At 64.2% G+C, this 19,199-nt stretch carries 20 protein-coding genes and 1 tRNA gene; 8 read left to right on the plus strand and 13 right to left on the minus strand.

The features are described 5' to 3' along the window. Positions 1-12: 12 nt before the first annotated feature. The 10 genes from lexA to LY632_RS08305 all read right to left on the minus strand — a co-directional run bounded on the left by lexA (position 13) and on the right by LY632_RS08305 (position 10,392). Positions 13-693, minus strand: coding sequence for a transcriptional repressor LexA (gene lexA / locus LY632_RS08260; protein ID WP_234090668.1), 681 nt, complete (start codon positions 691-693; stop codon positions 13-15). A gap of 84 nt (positions 694-777) precedes the next feature. Further along, on the minus strand, positions 778-1,968 hold the full coding sequence (locus LY632_RS08265) for a molybdopterin molybdotransferase MoeA (protein WP_234090669.1): 1,191 nt from the start codon (positions 1,966-1,968) through the stop codon (positions 778-780). After that, the gene (gene moaC / locus LY632_RS08270) at positions 1,965-2,435 is read right to left on the minus strand and encodes a cyclic pyranopterin monophosphate synthase MoaC (protein WP_234090670.1); all 471 of its coding nucleotides are present in this window, start codon (positions 2,433-2,435) and stop codon (positions 1,965-1,967) included. Before moaC ends, LY632_RS08265 begins: the two co-directional genes overlap by 4 nt. Positions 2,436-2,609: 174 nt before the next feature. Next, on the minus strand, positions 2,610-3,395 hold the full coding sequence (gene trpC, locus LY632_RS08275) for an indole-3-glycerol phosphate synthase TrpC (RefSeq protein WP_234090671.1): 786 nt from the start codon (positions 3,393-3,395) through the stop codon (positions 2,610-2,612). A gap of 115 nt (positions 3,396-3,510) precedes the next feature. Then, positions 3,511-4,503 carry an anthranilate phosphoribosyltransferase gene (trpD, locus tag LY632_RS08280; RefSeq protein ID WP_234090672.1) on the minus strand — a complete coding sequence of 331 codons (993 nt, stop codon included), beginning with the start codon at positions 4,501-4,503 and terminating at the stop codon, positions 3,511-3,513. Beyond that, entirely contained in the window at positions 4,500-5,099 is a 600-nt protein-coding gene (locus LY632_RS08285) for an aminodeoxychorismate/anthranilate synthase component II (RefSeq protein ID WP_234090673.1), read from the minus strand. Before LY632_RS08285 ends, trpD begins: the two co-directional genes overlap by 4 nt. A 48-nt stretch (positions 5,100-5,147) precedes the next feature. Further along, the gene (pip, locus tag LY632_RS08290) at positions 5,148-6,107 is read right to left on the minus strand and encodes a prolyl aminopeptidase (protein WP_234090674.1); all 960 of its coding nucleotides are present in this window, start codon (positions 6,105-6,107) and stop codon (positions 5,148-5,150) included. Continuing rightward, the gene (locus LY632_RS08295) at positions 6,104-6,931 is read right to left on the minus strand and encodes a phosphodiester glycosidase family protein (RefSeq protein ID WP_234090675.1); all 828 of its coding nucleotides are present in this window, start codon (positions 6,929-6,931) and stop codon (positions 6,104-6,106) included. Before LY632_RS08295 ends, pip begins: the two co-directional genes overlap by 4 nt. Then, a complete protein-coding gene (gene trpE, locus LY632_RS08300) occupies positions 6,928-8,445 on the minus strand; it encodes an anthranilate synthase component I (protein WP_370636571.1) in 1,518 nt (505 codons plus the stop codon). The genes LY632_RS08295 and trpE overlap by 4 nt, the downstream gene beginning before the upstream one ends. Before the next feature lie 9 nt (positions 8,446-8,454). Further along, positions 8,455-10,392, minus strand: coding sequence for a SurA N-terminal domain-containing protein (locus tag LY632_RS08305; RefSeq protein ID WP_234090677.1), 1,938 nt, complete (start codon positions 10,390-10,392; stop codon positions 8,455-8,457). 214 nt (positions 10,393-10,606) lie between these two features. On the opposite strand from LY632_RS08305, the gene tpiA reads away from it, so the two are divergent. The 3 genes from tpiA (at position 10,607) to LY632_RS08320 (ending at position 13,547) form a co-directional block, all read left to right on the plus strand. Further along, entirely contained in the window at positions 10,607-11,371 is a 765-nt protein-coding gene (gene tpiA, locus LY632_RS08310) for a triose-phosphate isomerase (RefSeq protein ID WP_234090678.1), read from the plus strand. Between the two features lie 83 nt (positions 11,372-11,454). Then, positions 11,455-11,820: a preprotein translocase subunit SecG gene (secG, locus tag LY632_RS08315; protein WP_234090679.1), complete on the plus strand. Its 366-nt coding sequence runs from the start codon at positions 11,455-11,457 to the stop codon at positions 11,818-11,820. Positions 11,821-11,912: 92 nt separating this feature from the next. Further along, positions 11,913-13,547 carry a CTP synthase gene (locus tag LY632_RS08320; protein ID WP_234090680.1) on the plus strand — a complete coding sequence of 545 codons (1,635 nt, stop codon included), beginning with the start codon at positions 11,913-11,915 and terminating at the stop codon, positions 13,545-13,547. 399 nt (positions 13,548-13,946) lie between these two features. Here the strand turns inward: LY632_RS08320 and LY632_RS08325 are convergent, their stop codons facing one another. Next, on the minus strand, positions 13,947-14,417 hold the full coding sequence (locus tag LY632_RS08325; protein WP_234090681.1) for an Hsp20 family protein: 471 nt from the start codon (positions 14,415-14,417) through the stop codon (positions 13,947-13,949). 164 nt (positions 14,418-14,581) lie between these two features. Between LY632_RS08325 and grxC the strand changes: the two genes are divergently transcribed. The 5 genes from grxC (at position 14,582) to LY632_RS08350 (ending at position 17,026) form a co-directional block, all read left to right on the plus strand. Then, positions 14,582-14,845, plus strand: a complete 264-nt coding sequence (gene grxC, locus LY632_RS08330) for a glutaredoxin 3 (RefSeq protein WP_234093197.1) — start codon at positions 14,582-14,584, stop codon at positions 14,843-14,845. Then, positions 14,845-15,675, plus strand: a complete 831-nt coding sequence (locus LY632_RS08335; RefSeq protein ID WP_234090682.1) for a carbon-nitrogen hydrolase family protein — start codon at positions 14,845-14,847, stop codon at positions 15,673-15,675. Before grxC ends, LY632_RS08335 begins: the two co-directional genes overlap by 1 nt. Beyond that, positions 15,672-16,148, plus strand: coding sequence for a DUF1178 family protein (locus LY632_RS08340; RefSeq protein WP_234090683.1), 477 nt, complete (start codon positions 15,672-15,674; stop codon positions 16,146-16,148). The genes LY632_RS08335 and LY632_RS08340 overlap by 4 nt, the downstream gene beginning before the upstream one ends. Before the next feature lie 38 nt (positions 16,149-16,186). Continuing rightward, a tRNA-Arg gene (locus tag LY632_RS08345) sits at positions 16,187-16,263 on the plus strand. 28 nt (positions 16,264-16,291) lie between these two features. Beyond that, positions 16,292-17,026: a DUF1499 domain-containing protein gene (locus tag LY632_RS08350; protein WP_234090684.1), complete on the plus strand. Its 735-nt coding sequence runs from the start codon at positions 16,292-16,294 to the stop codon at positions 17,024-17,026. Here LY632_RS08350 and LY632_RS08355 read toward each other — a convergent pair. Further along, complete coding sequence (locus LY632_RS08355) at positions 17,014-18,222, minus strand: MFS transporter (protein ID WP_234090685.1); 1,209 nt, start codon at positions 18,220-18,222, stop codon at positions 17,014-17,016. The two genes, LY632_RS08350 and LY632_RS08355, sit on opposite strands and share 13 nt — an antisense overlap. Before the next feature lie 12 nt (positions 18,223-18,234). Continuing rightward, positions 18,235-19,146 carry a mechanosensitive ion channel family protein gene (locus tag LY632_RS08360; protein ID WP_234090686.1) on the minus strand — a complete coding sequence of 304 codons (912 nt, stop codon included), beginning with the start codon at positions 19,144-19,146 and terminating at the stop codon, positions 18,235-18,237. Positions 19,147-19,199: the final 53 nt, after the last annotated feature.

Consider the following 19,199-nt stretch of genomic DNA (forward strand, 5'->3'; position numbering starts at 1 on the left):
CCGCGGGGTAACCTAGTGATACCGGCGCAGCAACCCGGCGAGCTTGCCTTGAACCTCGACCTGATGCGGCTCGTACACCTGTGGCGCGTAGGAACCATTGGCCGGATCGAGCACGATCTTGCCGTTCTCGCGGCGCAGGTACTTGAGCGTCGCTTCCTCGTTGTTGACCAGCGCGACCACGATCTCGCCGTCGCGGGCCGTGCTGGTGCTGCGCACGAGGGCATAGTCGCCGTCGAAGATTCCCGCCTCGATCATCGAGTCGCCGGATACCTCGAGCGCGTAGTGATCACCAGGGCCGAGCAGCGCAGCAGGCACCGGCATCGACGTCTGCCCTTCGAGCGCCTCGATCGGCACGCCAGCGGCGATACGGCCATGGAGCGGGACCTCGATAATGTCGTTGGCCGGCTGGAGCGCTGCCTTGGGTGCAGCCATGCGGGCGCCGACAATGTCGTTGACAGGCTTGCCGCCGCCGACCGCATCCTCGGGCTGCTTGAGCACTTCGAGCGCGCGGGCGCGGTTGGGCAGGCGGCGGATGAAGCCGCGTTCCTCCAGGGCGGAAATCAGGCGGTGGACGCCAGACTTGCTCTTGAGGTCGAGTGCTTCCTTCATTTCCTCGAACGAAGGCGAAATTCCGGTGTCCTCCAGCTTCTGCTGGATGAAGCGGATCAGTTCGTGCTGCTTGGCGGTCAGCATGTCCGGCGGCTCCCTATGGCCTGTTCCCATTTCGATCGCTGATGCGAACGAATGCGGAACAAGTAGGCAACCCGATTCGGCAAGTCAAGCAATTCCGCCAGTTTCCAACAGGTAGCACGGAACAGACGTTCCCGCTTTGGTCACGTCGGTTTGAGTGGGCCGGTCGATCAGTAGGTTCGATCGGGCCAGCGTCAGCAGCGCGCTGCTGTCGCGTTGGTGTGCAGGGATGACGCCGTCCGGTCCCAGGAACCCGCGCAGGAACTCGCGCCGTGCGCCGCCTTCAGGGCATTCCACTGCCAGCGGGAGCATGATCGGCTGGGGCAGGCAGTCCGCCGCGCCGAGAAGGTGGCGCAGCGCGGGGAGCATGAACAGCACCGCTGTGACATAGGCCGAAACCGGATTGCCCGGCAGGCCCAGCACCAGCTGCCTGCCACGACGGGCGACCATCAGCGGCTTTCCCGGACGCATGGCGACTTTCCAGAAGTCGAGTTCCGCCCCCACGGCCAACAACGCTGGCCGGGCGAGATCGTGATCGCCCACCGAAGCCCCGCCGGTCAATACAAGCAGGTCGGCATCGCTCTGCGCCTCGAGCGCGGCGACAATGGCATCGAGCCGGTCTGGCAAGGGCGCGCCCAGTGTAAGCTTGCACGGCAGCGCCGCGGCCATAGCGCCGAGCATCGCACCGTTGCTGGCCGGAATCTGATGCACTGCACAGGCCGCGGGATCGCTCGCCAGTTCGTCGCCGCTGTCGAAGATGGCCACGGTGGGCACTCGCCTGACCGGAACGGCCGAATGACCTGCCGAACGCACCAGCGCCAGCTGTGCCGGGCCCATCAGGGTTCCGCTCGGGAGCAGTGTGTCACCCGCCGCGAACTCGAACCCCTTGCGGCGGATATGCTGCCCGAGGACCGGCTCTTCGGCGGCGGTCACGCGGTCTCCCTCGACCACGACATCCTCCTGGATCAGGATGCGGTCCGCACCTTCCGGCAGGATCGCTCCGGTCGAGATGCGGACACATTGGCATGCTGTAAGGGCACCGGTGAATGGCTCGCCGCAGCGGCTCTCGCCAATCTTGTGCCATGGTCCCGGACCGGCCACCGCATAGCCGTCCATGGCCGAGAGATCCGCCGGGGGCTGCGTTCGCGCCGCCAGCAGTGTCTCAGCCAGATAGCGACCGACCGCCTGCTCGACCGGCACGCCCTCCACCGGCAGCGGCGCGATCAGCGCCAGCATCCGCGCCTGCGCTTCCTCGACGGTGAGCATTGATGCGCTCATTCCGCCAGCCAGTGGCCCGACTTTCCGCCGCGCTTCTCGATCAGACGGACCCCTTCTATGACCATGCCCTTGTCGAGCGCCTTGGCCATGTCGTAGATTGTGAGGAGCGCGACCGAAGCCGCTGTCATCGCTTCCATTTCCACGCCAGTCTTCCCGGTCAGCGAGGCGGCGGAGCTAACCGCGATCCCGCTCTCGACATAGTCGAACGTCACCTCGACCGAGGTCAACGCCAGCGGATGGCACAGCGGGATCAACTCGGCGGTCTTCTTGGCCGCCATGATCCCGGCGATCCGCGCGGTGCCGAGCACATCGCCTTTGGGCGCGTCCCCGGCCTTGATCGCCGCGAGAGCCTCCGCACTCATGCGGATCACACCACCTGCGCGCGCCATGCGCGGGGTCTCGGCCTTGCCGCCGACATCGACCATATGCGCCGCGCCGGCCTCGTCGAGATGGGTGAGTCTGGTCATACACTGGCCTCCGGCAGGATACGCTCCCCAGGGGCCATGTCACACTTGTCACACAGTCCTGGAGAAAAAGAATGGCCCTCCGGTTCGGGCACCATTTTCGAATGGGAGAGGAAGTGGCCGTCGCGAGATTTCATACTCTTTCCATGGCAGAGACCCGCCTTGTAGGACAGGGGCCTAGCTTGCCAGCAGTGTCCTTGTCGCCGCCTCCACGTCATCCTGCCGCATCAGACTTTCGCCGACGAGGAAGGTCCGCACCCCTGCCGCCGCCAGCCGCTGGCAGTCGGCATGGCTGTTGATCCCGCTTTCGCCGACCAGCAGGGTGCCTGCGGGCGCCAGCGGCGCGAGGCGCTCGGTGGTGGCGAGATCGGTGGTGAAAGTCCTGAGATCGCGGTTGTTGACCCCGATCAGCCGCGATTGCAGCGCATGGGCACGTTCCATCTCGGCTTCGTCATGGACTTCGACCAGCACATCCATCCCATGTTCGCGCGCAGCCGCCTCGATCTCCTGCATCTGCGTATCGGACAGGGCGGCGACGATGATCAGGATCGCATCCGCGCCCATGCTGCGCGCTTCGGCGCATTGCCAAGGGTCGACCATGAAATCCTTGCGCAAAGCGGGCAGGGTGCAGGCCTCGCGCGCGGCGACCAGATAATCGGCATGGCCCTGGAACCAGTCCTCGTCGGTCAGGACCGACAGGCACGCCGCCCCGCCGGCCTGATAGGCGCGGGCGTGGCTGGCGGGGTCGAAATCGGCCCGAATCAGCCCCTTGGAGGGCGAAGCTTTCTTGACCTCGGCGATCAGCGCGAAGCCCTCTGCCGCCTTGGCCCGCAGCGCCGCCTCGAACCCGCGCGGTTCGGTCTGCGCCGCGATCCGGTCGGCGAGTTGGGCGGGTGACAGCGCGGCCTTGCGGGCGGCGACTTCGGTGTACTTGCCGGCGCAGATTTCCTCGAGCTTGTTCATTACCAATTGTGCCCCAGATCCGTTCGGGCTGAGCTTGTCGAAGTCCAGCCACAGCATTTGCGGAGCCGTGGTGGCTGCCCTTCGACAGGCTCAGGGCGAACGGACAATGGTACTATCACTTCGCCATCTCTATCCAGCGCGCCAGGAGCGCCCTTGCCGCGCCGCTGTCGAGCGCTTCAGCCGCCAGCGCTGCTCCCTCGGTCCAATCCTCGGTCCGGCCGGCGACCACCAGCGCGGCCGCCGCATTGAATTTCACTGTCTCGCGGTAGGCGCTGTGCTCGCCGTCGAGCAGCGCCGCCAGTGCCTTGGCGTTGTGGGCGGGGTCGCCGCCGCGAATGGCATCGAGCGGAGCATGGCCAAGCCCGGCCGTGGTCGCGTCGACGCGCCGCATGGCGAAATCGTGGCCGGTGACGTCGGCCATCTCGTTCCCGCCGGCGAGGCTCAATTCGTCGAGCCCCTCGTCGCCGGAAACGATGAAGGTGCGGTCCGTTCCCAGCCGCGCCGCCGCATCGCCATAGATCGAGACATAGCCGGGCCGGGCAATGCCGATCAATTGTCGCCTGACCCCGACCGGATTGGACAGCGGGCCCATCAGGTTGAAGATGGTGCGGCGGCCGAGCGCCTTGCGGATCGGCTGGATGCGCACCATCGCCGGATGGTGGTTGGGCGCGAACAGGAAGCAGATGCCGATCTCGTTCAGCGTCTTCTCCGCCGTGCGCCCGGCAGCAGCCATGTCGAGCCCCAGCACTTCGAGCGTGTCGGCCACGCCGGAAAGCGAGGAAATCGCCCGGTTGCCGTGGCGCGCGACGGGAACGCCGCAGGCGGCGACGACCAGTCCGACGGCAGTCGAGACGTTGAGCGTATGGTGCCCGTCACCGCCTGTCCCGCAAACGTCGATCGCGTCGTCCGGCCCGGCCACGGGGATGTAGCGTGCGCGCAGGGCGCGGGCGGCCCCGGCGATCTCGTCCGCCGTTTCGCTGCGTTCGGTCATCGCGAGCAGGAAGCGGGCGATTTCCTCATCCGTGGCATCACCGTCGAGGATCCAACCGAACACTTCCTCGGCCTCGGCCTCGCTCATGTGCGGAACGGCAAGGGGAAGGTGCTTCATGCGAGTGCCTTCGCGTCTATCCCGCACAGGCGGAGGAAATTTGCCAGCAATTCGTGACCATGCTCGGTGGCGATGCTTTCGGGGTGGAACTGGACCCCGTGGATCGGCAGTTCGGTGTGGCGGAAACCCTGCACATGGCCGTCGTCGCTCGTCGCGTTGACCGCGAGGCATGGGGGAATGTCCTCGACGATCAGCGAGTGATAGCGCGTGGCGGTGAAGGCGCTGGGAAGGCCGGCGAACACGCCTGTGCCGTCATGCGTCACCGGCGAGGTCTTGCCATGCATCAACCCGCCGCGCACCACCTTGCCGCCGAAATACTGCCCGATCGACTGATGGCCGAGGCAAACACCCAGCAGCGGCAGCCCCTTGTCAGCACAGGCGGCGACGAGATCGAGGCTGATCCCGGCCTCGTTGGGCGTGCAGGGGCCGGGCGAGATAAGGACGCCCTTTGCTCCGCTCGATACCGCCTGTCCGGCGCTGATGGCGTCGTTTCGCTCCACCCGCACCTCTGCACCAAGTTCCATCAGGTAATGGACCAGGTTGAAGGTAAAGCTGTCGTAATTGTCGATGACGAGGATGTCGAAGCTTGGGATCATGGCTGGCTCTTCGGCTGCACTGAACGGGCGCGCAAGCAAGTTTCGCTACTAGGCTTGCTGGTCCGCGAACTCGTCCGTTGCCCGCACCAGCCCATCGACAATCCCCGGCTCGCTCGCCGCGTGGCCAGCGTCATAGACGATGCGCAAGTCGACTTCTGGCCAGGCCTGTTTGAGCGCCCAGGCCGAGGTCGGCGGGCAACAGATGTCGTGGCGGCCCTGCACGATGATGCCGGGAATGCCTTTCAGCTTGTGCGCGTCGCGCAGCAGTTGGGCTTCCTCGAGGTAGAAATCGTTGAGGAAGAAGCGCGCGCAGATGCGGGCGAAGGGGACAGCCTTGGCGGGCTCCGCGAAGTCGGCGAGCAGGTCCGGATTGGGCAACAGCGTCGCGACCGAACCTTCCCACAGCGACCATTCCCTGGCCGCGGCGAGGCGAGTGGCCTCGTCCTCGCTGGTCAGCCGGTCGTGATAGGCACGGACCAGGTCGCCGCGTTCGCCTTGCGGGATATGGCCGCTGAAGCTGTCCCACTGCTCGGCCATGATCTCGCTGGCGCCATAGCGGTAGAGCCAGTTCTTTTCGCTCTCACGGGCGAGGAACACACCGCGGAGGATCAGTTCGGTGGTTCGCTCCGGATACTTCTGGGCATAGGCGAGCGCAAGGGTCGCGCCCCAGCTGCCGCCGAAGACCTGCCATTTCTCGTGCCCGCACATGATGCGCAGCCGCTCGATATCCTCGACGATGCGCCAGGTGTCGTTGTGCTCGATTTCGGCGAAGGGCAGCGACTTGCCGCAACCGCGCTGGTCGAACAGCAACACGTCATAACGCGCCGGATCCCACTGGCGCCGGTGGTTCGGGCTCATCCCGCCGCCGGGGCCGCCGTGGAGGAACACCGCCGGTTTCGCGCCAGGCGTGCCGACCCGCTCGTAATAGAGCGAGTGGCCTTCGCCGACGTCGAGCATGCCGGTGTCATAGGGTTCGATCTCGGGGTAGAGGGTGCGTTCGTAGTTCATTTCTTTCTCTCCACCACGATCATCGGGCCGATCGGCACCAGACCGTCCATCCGGCCGCTTGCGGGATCCCACAGCGCGGAGACATTGCCGTCGAGATAGAGCGCGTTGGGCGTATCGGCGACGTCACGGAAGAACCGCGCCAGCTTGCCGAAGCTGATCGGGCCATCGCTGATGACGAAATGGGCGCGCCCCTTGCGGTCGATACCCACACCGTTGCGGATCTGCTTCGATGGACCGTCATCGGTGATCTCCGGGTGAAGCTTGCCGTCGATCAGCAGCATCGGCCCGCTCTGGGTGCCGAATTGCGGGCGGTCGGCGACATTGGCGAGGAAGCTCTCAGCAGTGCGGAGGCGCCATTCGCCACCCGAGCCGTAGAACACACCGTTGGGCTTCATGTGGAAATTGCCCTCGCCATCGTTGGTGTTGAGCTCTTTCAGGCGCTCGCCACCTTCGACGTAATAGCCGATCGGCTTGCCTGCGCCGTCAAACATCCCGCCATTCACGGCAAAGACGACACTGTCCCCAGAAACCGCTGCGGAGAGCTTCGAGAACGAGCGATAGGGCGCGCCGCCATCGGGACCGAGCGCCATGCGGATCGTGTCTTTGGCTGGATCGGCGATACAGTGCGTCAGGACGACGCCTTCGAACTTTACCTTCTCGCACGCGCTCTCGGCAGCGACTGTGGCCGTGGGGGGCGGCGCGTCCGTTTTGGTCACGGTCTCACCGTTCTCGCCGAACTCGATGACAGTCACGGGCTTGCCTTCCTGCTGCTGGCCGCAGGCGGCAAGCCCGAGCAGTAGGGCGAGGGAAAAAGTCTTCTTCACTGTCCGAATCCCGGTTCGCTGGCGATGCGCGCAGCCTCGCGGGCAGCGGCAATCAGGGCGCTTGCCTTGGCTTCGCATTCGCGCTGTTCATAGGCAGGCTCGCTATCGGCGACGATACCGGCACCCGCCTGCACATGCATAACCCCGTCCTTCACCACCGCGGTGCGCAGCACGATGCAACTGTCGAAACTGCCATCGGGCGCGAAATAGCCGACCCCGCCGGCATAGGCGCCACGCGTTTCCGGTTCCAGCTCGGCGATGATCTCGCAGGCGCGGATCTTGGGCGCACCGCTGACGGTGCCAGCCGGGAAGCCGGCGAACAGCGCATCAAGCGCGTCCTTGGCGGGATCGAGCTGCCCCACGACATTGCTGACGATGTGCATCACATGGCTGTAGCGTTCGACAGTGAAGCTGGCGGTGACTTCGACCGTGCCCTTGGCCGCGACCCGGCCGACATCGTTGCGGCCCAGATCAAGCAGCATCAGATGCTCGGCCCGTTCCTTGGGATCGGCCAGCAGGCTTTCCTCCGCCGCGCGGTCTGCGTCTGGCGTCGCGCCGCGCGGGCGGGTGCCGGCGATCGGGCGGATGGTAACCTCGCCATCGCGCAGGCGGACGAGGATTTCCGGGCTCGAGCCGACGACGGCAAAGCCGGGCAGGTCGAGGAAATAGAGGAAGGGCGAGGGATTCACCCGCCGCAGCGAACGATAGAGCGCCAAGGGCGGCAGCGGGAAGGGGCATGTGAAACGCTGCGCCAGCACCACCTGGAAAATATCGCCGGCGGTGATGTAGTCCTTTGCCCGCGCGACCATGGCGGCGTATTCGCCATCGCGCAGTTTGGGAGTCAGTGCCATCTCGGGCAGGTCGGTCGCAGTCTCCGCCAGCGGGACCGCCTTGGCCAGCCTGCGCAGGGTTTCGTCGATCCGCTCGCCCGCCCGCTCGATTGCCTTGTCAGGATCGCCGGTGCCGGGCCAGAGGGGAGCGATCACGAACAGCTTGTTGGTCAGCGAATCGAACACCAGCAGCAGCGTTGGCCGGGTGAAGACCATATCGGGCAAGTCGAGTTCGCTCTCGCTCCTTGCGCGAGGCAGGACTTCCACTTGTCCGATGGTCTCATAGGCGAAATATCCCACGAGGCAGGCGAGGGCAGGCGGGAGGCCCTGAGGCACATCGATCCGGCATTCGCCAATCAGCGCGCGCAGGGCATCGAGGCTGCGTCCCTCGACCGGTGCGAAAGCCGCCCGGTCGTGCTGCCACAGCCGGTTGATCGCGCCGTCTTCGCCGCGCGCCCGGAACACCAGGTCGGGATCGAGGCCGAGCAGGCTGTAGCGCCCGCGCACTTCACCGCCCTCGACCGATTCGAGCAGGAAGTCGCCCCGTTCGGGTTCGATCAGCTTGAGCGCGGCGCCGACCGGGGTTTCCGTATCGGCCACGATCTCGCGCCACACCAGCGCGGGTTTTCCCGCCGCCAGCGCGCCGCGCGCAGCGTCGCCATTGCTGAGACCGAGGGCAGGCAGGGTGGCCCCCTACGGCTGCGAATCGCCGGCCAGCGAGCGCTTGAGCGCATCGATGGCCGATTGGTTCCGCTCGACGGTGACGTCCGCACGAATGGCGTTCTGGAACTGCTCCTCATATTCCTGCACCAGTGTCTGGGCGAACTGGCGCTTGGCTTCGCCGAGTAGCGGATCGTCTGCGGCGAGAGTGCCAGCCTCGATGCTATCGAGATCGAGCACGAACCAGCCGATGTTGCGCGGGCCTTCCAATTGCTTTTGCGTGCCCTGCGCCATGCTGAAGAACAGCGCCAGCGGGGCCGGGACGCGCTGGCTGCGGGCCAGATCCTCACGCGTGGTGTCGATAAAGTCGACCGGCGGCAGGGCGCGCCTTTCGGCAGCCACGGCGGCCGCCAGCGTTTCGCCGCCTTCTACCCGCTCGATCACGCGACCGGCGGCGAGCTTGGCCTGCTTGGCCCCTTCGGCGCGGCGCCAGTCAGCCACGACTTGCTCGCGAATTTCCGTGAGCGGGGCGGCTGCCGAGGGGGTGATTTGCGAAGCTTCGAAGAGCATGAAGGTGACGCCGGGCACGGCCTCGGCCAGCTGGGGCTCTTCTTCCTCCATCTGGAATGCGGTGGCGAGAGCCGGAGCCAGCTCCTGCGGTGCAGTTTCGCCATCCGTGCCGTAGACTACTCCGGCGGCGGTAAGCGGCTTCGTCGTCTTGACCTCGACCTTAAGCTCCCGGGCCACGTCGATAAGTGATTCTCCGCTGCCGAAGCGATCTTCGATGTCGGCAGCCAGTTCGTTGAAGGCCAGCCGGCGCTTCTCGTCGGTCAGCTGCGCCGCAATCGCGGAACGTGCCTGGTCGAGCGTCTGACCGGCCTGTTTGTCGATGGCATCGACGCGCACGACATGAAAGCCGAGACCGCTGCGGGCAACAGCAGCGACTTGCCCCTGTGCCGCGCTGAAGGCCGCGTCGGCTACTGCGGCCGATGTCTGCGAGCTGTAGGTCCCTTTGGCGATCGGGCCGATGACCGCAGTGGCAAGCCCGGCCTCTCGCGCGACGGCCTCGAGCGACGCACCGGCCAGCACGCGCTGGCGGATCGAATCGGCACTTGCCTGGGTCGGGACCACCAGTTGCGTCAGAGTACGCTCTTCCTTGGCGGCGTAGCGGCTCGCATCCTGCTTGTAACGCGCGGCGATTTCAGCGTCGGTCGGGGCAGCGATGGTTCCGACAGCCTCTTCACCGAAAGTCGCGTAGCGGATGACGCGGCGTTCGGGGCGGATGTAGTCGCCCCGGTTGGCCGAGTAATAGGCGGCCAGCTGCTTGTCCGTCGGTGCGCCAGCCGGTGCATAGGCATCGCTTTCGAGCAGCGCGATCGAACCCTTGCGGCGCTCCTTGAACAGGGCGGCATAGCGTGCCGAGATCTTGTCGGGCATCGACGCCCCGAGCCCGGCCGGCTGGACCACCTGCTGGGCGATCAGGCCATTGCCCAGATCATCCCGCACCTGCGCTTCCGACAGGCCCTGGCGGGAAATGGCATCGCGGTACATCTGCTCGCTGAAATTGCCGTCGGGTCCGCGGAAGGCCGGGATCAGCCGGATCTGGCTGTTGATAAGGTTATCGCTTGCGCGGATGCCGTATTTCTTGCCGAACTCGGAGATGGCGACCCGGTCGAGTAGCGTATCGACAACCTGTTCAAGGCCACCTTGCTCGACAAACGCAGGCATCGACAGCGTGGGATTGTTCTGGCGCATTTGTTCGAGCGCATTGCGCGCCGCGCGATCGAGTTCGGCCGCTTCCACCTTCTCGTCGCCGACAACGGCAATCTTGTCGCCGCTGCTGATTGCCCCGAGCGGGTTGTTGCCCGAAACGTCGGCGCTGGCGAAGGCAATGGCGATCAGGCCCAGGAAGGCCAGGGTAAAGGCAATGCCCAGCTTCGACTGGAAGAACTTGCGGAAAGTGGTGATCATGGAAAGACGTATCCGGATTGCAGGCGAGGGCAGGCGTTGGGGACACGCGCCAGTGGCCGCGTGCGAAACGCAGGTGCTTTAGAGATGCTGCGTCCGAGCCGCAACAGTGTGGAAAGGGTTTTGACTGAATGCCGCGTGTCGGCTAGCGGACCCGGCCCCCGACGCGCTAACGGCCCCATCAACGCCCTCGTGCGAAGCAATTCAGGATTACTGCATGTCTCTCCGACCTTATATCGTCGGCAACTGGAAGATGAACGGCACCCGCGCGATGTTGTCGGAGGCGCGCGCAATCGACCGTGCGGCACAGCGCCACATGAAAGTTGAAGTGGCCGTCGCGCCGCCCTTCACTCTGATTCACGCAGTGCACCGCGAGGCCGAGCAGATCGGTGTCGGCGCGCAGGACTGCCACCCTGCAGCCGATGGTGCCTTCACTGGCGATGTATCCGCCAGCATGGTCGCAGACGCCGGCGCCAAGTTCGTGATCCTGGGGCACAGCGAGCGGCGCGAGGGGCACGGCGAAACCAACGAGCTCGTTCGCACCAAGGTCCAGTCTGCGCTGGCGGCTGGTCTGAAGGTGATCCTGTGCTGCGGTGAACCGGAAGAGAGGCGCGATGCGGGCGCGCACGAGAAATTCGTGCTCAACCAGTTGCGCCTCTCGCTGCCCGAATCGGTGGATGGTGCGGGCGAGAAGCTGACCGTTGCCTATGAGCCGATCTGGGCTATCGGCACGGGCCGGACGCCGACGCTTGACGATATCGCCGCGATGCACGCAGCAATCCGCGGCTTTCTGATCGAGCGCTTCGGCGATGCGCAGGGCAGCGTGATCCGCATTCTCTATGGCGGTTCGGTCAAGCCCGACAACGCCCGCGATATCCTCGGCGTTGCCGAAGTCGGCGGGGCACTGGTTGGCGGGGCCAGCCTGACGGCGGACAGCTTCATGAATATCGCGCTCGCCGCCGGTGACGGCGAGGATGCGTAAGGCGTAGCAAGACACGCCAGACCTTGTGTGCAGGGCTCCCAGGCCCTAGATGCGCGCCAACATTTCCTTTTCGAGCAGGATCGATGTCGCTCTTTATCTTTCTTACCGTGGTCCAGGCCATCATCGCAGCTGCGCTCGTCGGCGTGGTGCTCATGCAGCGCAGCGAAGGCGGCGGCCTTGGTGTCGGCGGTAGCCCGAGCGGTATGATGAGCGCGCGCGGCGCAGCCGACTTCCTCACCCGCACCACCAAGTGGCTGGCGGTGGCTTTCGTAGTCCTGTCGATTGTCCTGGCGGCGCTTGCGGTGGAGACCAGCGGTGGTTCCTCGATCGACACGACGCTGGATCGCACTCCGGTCCAGGCCGAGCCCGATCCGCTCGCTGCACCGGCACAAGTCCCGGCTCAGGCACCCGCTGGCGAAGCAGCCCCCGCCGAAACACCAACCGAATAAAATCAATCCAACGCGCAATATGTGGATTGCAGGCGATTGCCTGCCCATTCCGCTTGCGCCGAATCCCAATCGCAGCTTAAGGCCCAACTCCCATGGCGCGGTATATTTTCATCACCGGCGGCGTGGTCTCCTCGCTCGGCAAAGGTCTCATGGCGGCATCGCTCGGCGCGCTGCTGCAGGCACGCGGCTACAAGGTCCGCATCCGCAAGTTCGACCCCTATCTGAATGTCGATCCGGGCACGATGAGCCCGTATCAGCACGGCGAGGTTTATGTCACCGATGACGGGGCCGAGACCGATCTCGACCTTGGCCACTACGAACGCTTTACCGGTGTTTCCGCGCACCAGGGGGACAATGTCACCTCGGGCCGGATCTACCAGCAGATCATCGCCAAGGAGCGGCGCGGCGACTATCTCGGCGCGACGGTGCAGGTGGTCCCGCATGTGACCGACGCGATCAAGGAATTCGCTCTCGCCGATCAGGGCGATCACGATTTCATCCTGTGTGAAATCGGCGGCACTGTCGGCGATATCGAAAGCCTGCCGTTCATGGAGGCGATCCGCCAGCTCAGGAACGAGCTCGAGCCGCTCCAGTCGCTCAGTGTCCATGTGACGCTGGTGCCCTACATCAAGGCGGCGGGCGAACTGAAGACCAAGCCGACCCAGCATTCGGTCCGCGAGCTCGCCAGCCTCGGCATCAAGCCCGACGTGCTGCTGTGCCGGGCCGAACATCCCATTCCCGAGAGCGAACGGCAGAAAATCGCCAATTTCTGCAATGTCCGCAAGGAAGCGGTGATCCCGGCGCTCGACGCCAAGTCGATCTATGCCGTGCCCTTGCAGTACCACGAAGAAGGTCTCGACGCCGAAGTGTTGCGCGGTTTCGGCATCACCGATGCGCCCGAGCCGGACCTGTCTGCGTGGTACGACGTGACTGACCGCTACTTCAACCCGGAAGGCGAAGTGACCATCGGCGTGGTCGGCAAATATGTCGGGCTACAGGACGCCTACAAGTCACTGAACGAGGCGTTGGTGCATGGCGGGATGGCCAACCGGGTCAAGGTCAACATCCGCTGGATCGACGCCGAACTGTTCGAGAAGGACGATGCGGAGGTCGCCGCCAGGCTCGAGCCCTTGCATGGAATTCTCGTGCCCGGCGGCTTCGGCGAACGCGGCAGCGAAGGCAAGATCGCCTCGGTCCGCTTCGCTCGCGAGCGGCACGTCCCGTTCTTCGGCATCTGCCTCGGCATGCAGATGGCCTGTATCGAGGCGGCACGGGCTGCCGGCCACAGCAAGGCCAGCTCGACCGAATTCGGAGAGACCGAGGAGCCCGTCGTCGGTATCATCACCGAATGGATGACCAAGGAAGGTCTCGAAACCCGTGAGGCGGGCGGGGATCTGGGCGGCACCATGCGGCTCGGCGCCTATGAGGCGCGGCTCGATGGCAACAGCCATGTGAGCGCGATCTACGGCGGTGCGACGGCCATTTCGGAGCGTCATCGCCATCGTTACGAGGTGAACGTCGCTTATCGCGACGCGCTGGAAAGCCAGGGCCTGATCTTCTCCGGCATGTCGCCCGACGGCCTGCTGCCCGAAATCGTCGAGCGACCCGACCATCCCTGGTTCGTCGGCGTGCAGTTCCATCCGGAGCTGAAATCCAAGCCTTTCGACCCGCATCCGCTGTTCTCCGGCTTCATCGAAGCCGCAGTGCACCAGAGTCGCCTCGTCTGACCGATTTGCCCGTTCACCGGGTCGCCGCGCATTAACCAATCGCGTTTATTCGCGAGAATGTCGCGTTTCTGCAATATTTCAGGCGCGTGACATGCCAAAGTAGGGCAATGGTTACCAATCCTGCGCGCCACCTCTTCACACTTTGGCGCTAGGGTCGCATGAATGGTCGCTAGCGGTGCGAACAGGCGCCGAGGGGGGGGACAGGGGAGTTTTACTACATTTCGAGCTTGTCGCGGTCTTGATCGTCTTCTGCGACCCGGACGGTTAATACCAGACAGGGCGGCGTCATCGTCGCGGGGCGGATCTTCAAGCGGGTCCGCCCCATATTATTCCCCCAATGCAAAGGGCCCGCTCTGCCGAGAGCGGGCCCTTCGTGTTTGGGCGAAGCAGCGACGCGCGTCAGGCGGCGTCGGCGTCCTTCTTGTCGCCGTCGACGATCTCCAGCGGCTTCTGACCGCCGACGAGGATCTTCTTGGGCTTCATCGCATCGGGAACCTCGCGCACCAGGTCGATCACCAGCATTCCGTCGGCGAGATCGGCATTTTCCACCCGGACGTAATCTGCCAGTTCGAACCGGCGCTCGAACCCGCGGTTGGCGATGCCGACATGCAGCATTTCGCCCTCGGCGGTCTCGTCGCGCTTCTTGCCGACCACGGTCAGCAGGTTCTGCTGCGCGGTGATATCGAGATCGCCCGGACGGAAGCCGGCGACCGCCAGCGTTATGCGATAGTTGTCGTCACCGCGCTTTTCGATGTTGAAGGGGGGATAGTTGTCGCCGCTGTTCTGGCGCACCTGGCTCTCCAGCATATCGAACAGCCGGTCGAAGCCGACGGTGCTGCGGCGGTAGGGGGTAAAATCAAGACGTGACATAGCAAATCCTCCATCGAGCAATTTGTTGCGTTCGGGACCCGATCGTCCGGCGTCCCGTTGGTTGGTGTGAGAGGCCCATTGCGGCGCCGCTTCACATGGCCGATATAGGTGCCGAAGCGGGCCGTTCAAGGCCTACGAAACGACTGGAATACAAGGATATTGCGATGGCAGACGTGACCGTCGACATCTATACCAAGTTCGGCTGCGGCTATTGCTTCCGCGCCAAGCGCCTGCTCGATGCAAAGGGCGTAGCCTATAACGAGTTCGACATTACCATGGGCGGTCCCAAACGCGACGAGATGATGCAGCGCGCACCAATGGCGCGGACCGTGCCGCAGATATTCATCGGCGCGGTCCATGTCGGGGGATCGGATGACCTTGCCGCGCTTGAACGCGAGGGCAAGCTAGATGCCCTTTTGGCTGGCTGATGCCGAGGATTGCCGTCCTGCAGATGACTTCGGGTATTGATCCCGAGGCAAATACACGAGCGATAATTGACGCCGCCGTTGAAGCGGCCAACGCGGAAGCGGACATGCTCTTCACTCCTGAGATGAGCATTTTGCTTGACAAGGACCGAAAACGAGCAAGCCAATGGATCAACAGTGGTGGCCCTGAGAGGGTAGTCGATGAGTTGCGGGATTGGGGTTTCTTTGCCTCCCTCCAAATATCGGTTGGCTCGATGCCAGTCGCTCTTGCCAATGGCAAAATGGCCAACCGCACATTTCACTTCGATGAGGCGACGGGAGAACCCGTCATCTATGACAAGATTCACATGTTTGATGTTGAATTGGATAGTGGGGAAACTTGGAAGGAAAGTAGCGCCTACGAGCCGGGTAATCAGGTCGTATGCGTTGAAGATACACCCTTGGGTCGATTGGGGCTGACGATCTGCTATGATCTCAGGTTCCCGGCACTTTTCGAAGAACTGGGTCGTCGAGAGTGCAATGCCATCGCAGTACCTGCGGCCTTCACTGTCCCAACTGGAAAAGCCCATTGGCATGTCATGCTGCGCGCCCGCGCAATCGAAGCAAGCGCGTTCGTGATCGCTGCTGCCCAAGTTGGCAAGCATGAGGACGGTCGCGAGACCTACGGTCACAGCCTGGTGGTCGATCCATGGGGCGAGGTCCTGCTCGACATGGGCGGCGAGGCGCCGGGGCTGGGTTTCTGCGATATCGACCTTGGCCGCATTGCCGAAGTCCGGGCGCAGGTGCCGAGCCTTGCCAACCGCCGTCCCATCGCTACATCGCCCGCGCAATGATCGTGTTCGACCTCGCCTGTTCCCACAGCCACCGCTTCGAGGGCTGGTTCCGCTCGTCCGAGGACTATGCGGATCAATTGGCAAACGGTCTGCTGCAATGCCCGCAGTGCGGCTGTGAAAAAGTCGGCAAGGCGCCGATGGCCCCGGCCGTCCCGGCGAAGTCGAACGGCCGCACCGAAATCGTCGCCCAGCCAAAGCCGGCAGCAGTCAGCGGCGGCAGCGAAAAGGCGCTCCCGACCAAGCTCGTCGAAGCGATGAAGGCACTTGCCAGGGTTCAGGCCGAAACGATCAAGGACAGCACCTGGGTTGGCGAGGAGTTCGCCAAGCAGTCGCGCGAGATGCACTATGGCGAACGCGACGAGGCGCTGATCCACGGCAAGGCCACGCCGAAAGAGGCGCAGGAACTGCTGGAAGAAGGCATCGCGGTCGCTCCCCTCCTGATACCGGTCGCGCCGCCCGACAAACTCAACTGATTGAAGTGCGCGCCGCTTGGCCCTAAGGCGGCTGCGGCGTCCCCGTAGCTCAGCAGGATAGAGCATCGGATTCCTAATCCGGGGGCCGGAGGTTCGAATCCTCTCGGGGACACCAGCCAATTTTCTTGGGGGAGAGACGCACCATGACCACCCATCCCTGGACCCGCCGGATGAGCGGTCTGGCCTTCTGGCTGGCCGTCGCCGCCATTGCCGTGGCGCTGATCGGGACAACGCTGGCGCGCTATGACGTGGTCGACAAGCTGACCGGTTTCATGTCGTTCATCTACATGAGCATGGCTTGCGGAGGTGTGGCGGTCATCGCTCTGATCGCGCTGGTCATGAACTGGCGTACGGGCTGGCCGGCCGGTCGAAAGGCGCTGTTCGGTCTGATCCTCGCAGTAGCCGGTTTCAGCGCCCTGATCATCCTGCGCAGCACGGCGGCGAATTACCCGTTCATCCATGATGTCACGACGGACCTCGACGATCTGCCGACCTACACCTCCCTGACAATTCCCGACGACAATCTGCGCGGCGTCGACACGGCCGAGAAGTGGATGGCGGAGCACCGCAAGGGTTACGGCGACCTGACCGGGATTACGCTCGACATGTCCCCGGCCGAAGTGATCGCCAAGGCCGAGGAACTGGCCAAGGCGCGCGGCTGGACGATCGCGGCCGCCAAGCCGGAGGAAGGGCGTCTGGAAGCCGTCGCCTATGCGTCGTGGCTGCGCTTCGAGGATATCGTTGTGGTTCGTGCGACCGACGCCGGCAATGGCAAGACCCGGGTGGACATGCGTTCGATCAGCCGTGTCGGACAGAGCGACCTTGGCGAGAATGCCAAGCGCATTCGCGAATTCCTCGGCGCGCTTCAGGCCTCCTGACGCTTCAGCGCCAGCCAGCTTAGGACGACAATCCCGAGCGACATCACGGCGCATAGCGCGGCTATGCCTGCCCAGCCGCCGAGGTCGTAGGCGACCGGGGCAGCCCAACTGGCCACGCCCGCGCCCACGAACATCAGGATGATGTAGCCCGTCATCAGCCGGGTGCGGATTTCAGGGGCGAGGCTGAGGAACGTCATCCGACCCGCGACATCGACGCTTGGCCCGACAATATTGGTCAGGATCAGGGGGATCAGCAGCAACCAGAGGCTCGATCCCGTCGGCCAGTAGAGAATGACACCAACAAGCTGGATCGCGCCGAACCGCAAGCGCGCCCGGTACGGCCCCACCTTGTCCGCCCACTTGCCGAGCCGCGGGGTGGCGATGATGCTGACCAGCGCCACTGCTGCAAGATAACCCACCACGTCAGTGCCATAGCCCATCTGAGGGCTGGTGAGATGGAAAGCAAGGCCGAGCCAGATGACAAGGAAGATGCCGAAATTGAGCGCCTGGATGACGCCCGAGAGCGCAATGTTCGGATACTCGCGCAAAAGCGCAATGGTCGAGCCTACCAGCGCAAAATAGCCCTGCTGCGGCTTGGGGCCGGTACCCTTGGCACGGCCTTCCATCATGAAGGGGATGGCGCAGGTCACCGCTGCCATCATCGCGGCCGCGATCCAGTACACCACGCGCCAGTCGGTCTCATGCGCAATTAGGCCCGCACCCACCCGGGCGACAAGGATCGAGGTGATGATACCCGCCGTCAGCAGCGAGGTTACCTTGCCGAGACTCTCCGGCGGCACCCGCTTCGAGGCATAGGCCGGGAGCAGGTAGGGTACGATGGTCACGAAACCGAGGACAGTCGAAGCCGCCACGAACAGCCAGAACGACTGCGCCATTGCCATAACGACAAGGGTTACCGTCTGGCAGGCGGCCAGCACCAGCGAAAGTGTCCGGTTGCTGATCCGGTCGCCCAGCGGCAGCAGCAGGAAAATCCCCAGAGCGAGCGCGATCTGGTTGAACGCCGGGACGAGCCCGATCTCCGCCGAAGATACATCGAAAGTGCGCGCGATATCGGCGATGATCGGGTGGATGTAATAGGCATTGGCAACCGTCACCCCCGTCAGCAGGCTGAGGCCAAGCTGGTCGCCACGGGTCAATCCGGCGGGTTTGTCGGGAGTCAGGTCTCGATCAGCCACCCATTGCGGCTATCAGTTTTTGTCGCCGCTCCCAAGCGGAATGGCTTCCTTGAAGGTGTGGGTCACATAGGGGAAGGGAATTTCGATCCCGGCATCGTCCAGCGCGGACTTGATTGCGCGGATGACCTTGTCCTTGCTCTCCCACATGTCGCGCGGTTTCGAACCCGCCCACCAGCGGACCTTGAAATCCACCGAGCTGGCGTTGAACTCGACCGCGAAGACATCGATACCCTTGTCTGCATCGACGGTTTCGACCCCTTGCACCGCCGCGCGAATGACCTTGGCGGCATGGTCGAGATCGGTGTCGTACGAGACTCCGGCGATGACCTCGTGCCGACGCTGGGTTTCGTCGGTGAGGATTTCGACGGGGTTCTTGAACAGCATGGAATTGGGTACCAGCGTGACTTCCCCCGACAGCTTGCGGACATAGGTTTCGCGCAGGGTGATATGCTCGACCTTGCCGGCAATACCTTCGCACTCGATGATGTCGCCGATGCGCATTTTCTTGCGCAGCATGATCAGCACGCCGGCGAGGAAGTTCTCGAAGATATCCTGGAAAGCGAAGCCGATCGCGACCGCCCCGATGCCCAGTCCGGCGATAAGGCTGGCGGGAGTCAGGCCCGGCATCACCACCACTGCGGCGATCATCAGGCCCCCGATCCAGATGGCCAACTTGACCAAGGTCTTCACCAGGTTCTCAAGGCCCGGGCGAAGGTCCGTGCGGTCGAGGACGCGATTTGTCACGCGTACCGCGATCCGGGCGGCAATCCAGGTCAGGATCAGGATGCCGAGTGCAATCGCGAAGCCGGGGAGGGCGCGAACAAAACCGTCGGCCATCTGGACGAACTGGTCCTGCAGGGTTGCGACGGTGTCGAATGTCTGGTTCAGGCCTTCGTCGGCCCGGCTGGCTGTGGCGGTCGTCATGAAATCCCCTTCGATTGTATCAATCGAACGGGGCGTGCAGGGCGGGGTTCCGA

Origin of the sequence: Erythrobacter sp. SDW2 (genome assembly GCF_021431965.1) — a bacterium.
In the GTDB taxonomy this organism is placed as follows: domain Bacteria; phylum Pseudomonadota; class Alphaproteobacteria; order Sphingomonadales; family Sphingomonadaceae; genus Parerythrobacter.

What these genes read in the sequence shown, in the direction of transcription:
- lexA (WP_234090668.1), bottom strand. Translation starts at nt 693, where the DNA reads ATGCTGACCGCCAAGCAGCACGAACTGATCCGCTTCATCCAGCAGAAG.
- LY632_RS08265 (WP_234090669.1), bottom strand. Translation starts at nt 1,968, where the DNA reads ATGAGCGCATCAATGCTCACCGTCGAGGAAGCGCAGGCGCGGATGCTG.
- moaC (WP_234090670.1), bottom strand. Translation starts at nt 2,435, where the DNA reads ATGACCAGACTCACCCATCTCGACGAGGCCGGCGCGGCGCATATGGTC.
- trpC (WP_234090671.1), bottom strand. Translation starts at nt 3,395, where the DNA reads ATGAACAAGCTCGAGGAAATCTGCGCCGGCAAGTACACCGAAGTCGCC.
- trpD (WP_234090672.1), bottom strand. Translation starts at nt 4,503, where the DNA reads ATGAAGCACCTTCCCCTTGCCGTTCCGCACATGAGCGAGGCCGAGGCC.
- LY632_RS08285 (WP_234090673.1), bottom strand. Translation starts at nt 5,099, where the DNA reads ATGATCCCAAGCTTCGACATCCTCGTCATCGACAATTACGACAGCTTT.
- pip (WP_234090674.1), bottom strand. Translation starts at nt 6,107, where the DNA reads ATGAACTACGAACGCACCCTCTACCCCGAGATCGAACCCTATGACACC.
- LY632_RS08305 (WP_234090677.1), bottom strand. Translation starts at nt 10,392, where the DNA reads ATGATCACCACTTTCCGCAAGTTCTTCCAGTCGAAGCTGGGCATTGCC.
- tpiA (WP_234090678.1), top strand. Translation starts at nt 10,607, where the DNA reads ATGTCTCTCCGACCTTATATCGTCGGCAACTGGAAGATGAACGGCACC.
- secG (WP_234090679.1), top strand. Translation starts at nt 11,455, where the DNA reads ATGTCGCTCTTTATCTTTCTTACCGTGGTCCAGGCCATCATCGCAGCT.
- LY632_RS08320 (WP_234090680.1), top strand. Translation starts at nt 11,913, where the DNA reads ATGGCGCGGTATATTTTCATCACCGGCGGCGTGGTCTCCTCGCTCGGC.
- LY632_RS08325 (WP_234090681.1), bottom strand. Translation starts at nt 14,417, where the DNA reads ATGTCACGTCTTGATTTTACCCCCTACCGCCGCAGCACCGTCGGCTTC.
- grxC (WP_234093197.1), top strand. Translation starts at nt 14,582, where the DNA reads ATGGCAGACGTGACCGTCGACATCTATACCAAGTTCGGCTGCGGCTAT.
- LY632_RS08335 (WP_234090682.1), top strand. Translation starts at nt 14,845, where the DNA reads ATGCCGAGGATTGCCGTCCTGCAGATGACTTCGGGTATTGATCCCGAG.
- LY632_RS08340 (WP_234090683.1), top strand. Translation starts at nt 15,672, where the DNA reads ATGATCGTGTTCGACCTCGCCTGTTCCCACAGCCACCGCTTCGAGGGC.
- LY632_RS08350 (WP_234090684.1), top strand. Translation starts at nt 16,292, where the DNA reads ATGACCACCCATCCCTGGACCCGCCGGATGAGCGGTCTGGCCTTCTGG.
- LY632_RS08360 (WP_234090686.1), bottom strand. Translation starts at nt 19,146, where the DNA reads ATGACGACCGCCACAGCCAGCCGGGCCGACGAAGGCCTGAACCAGACA.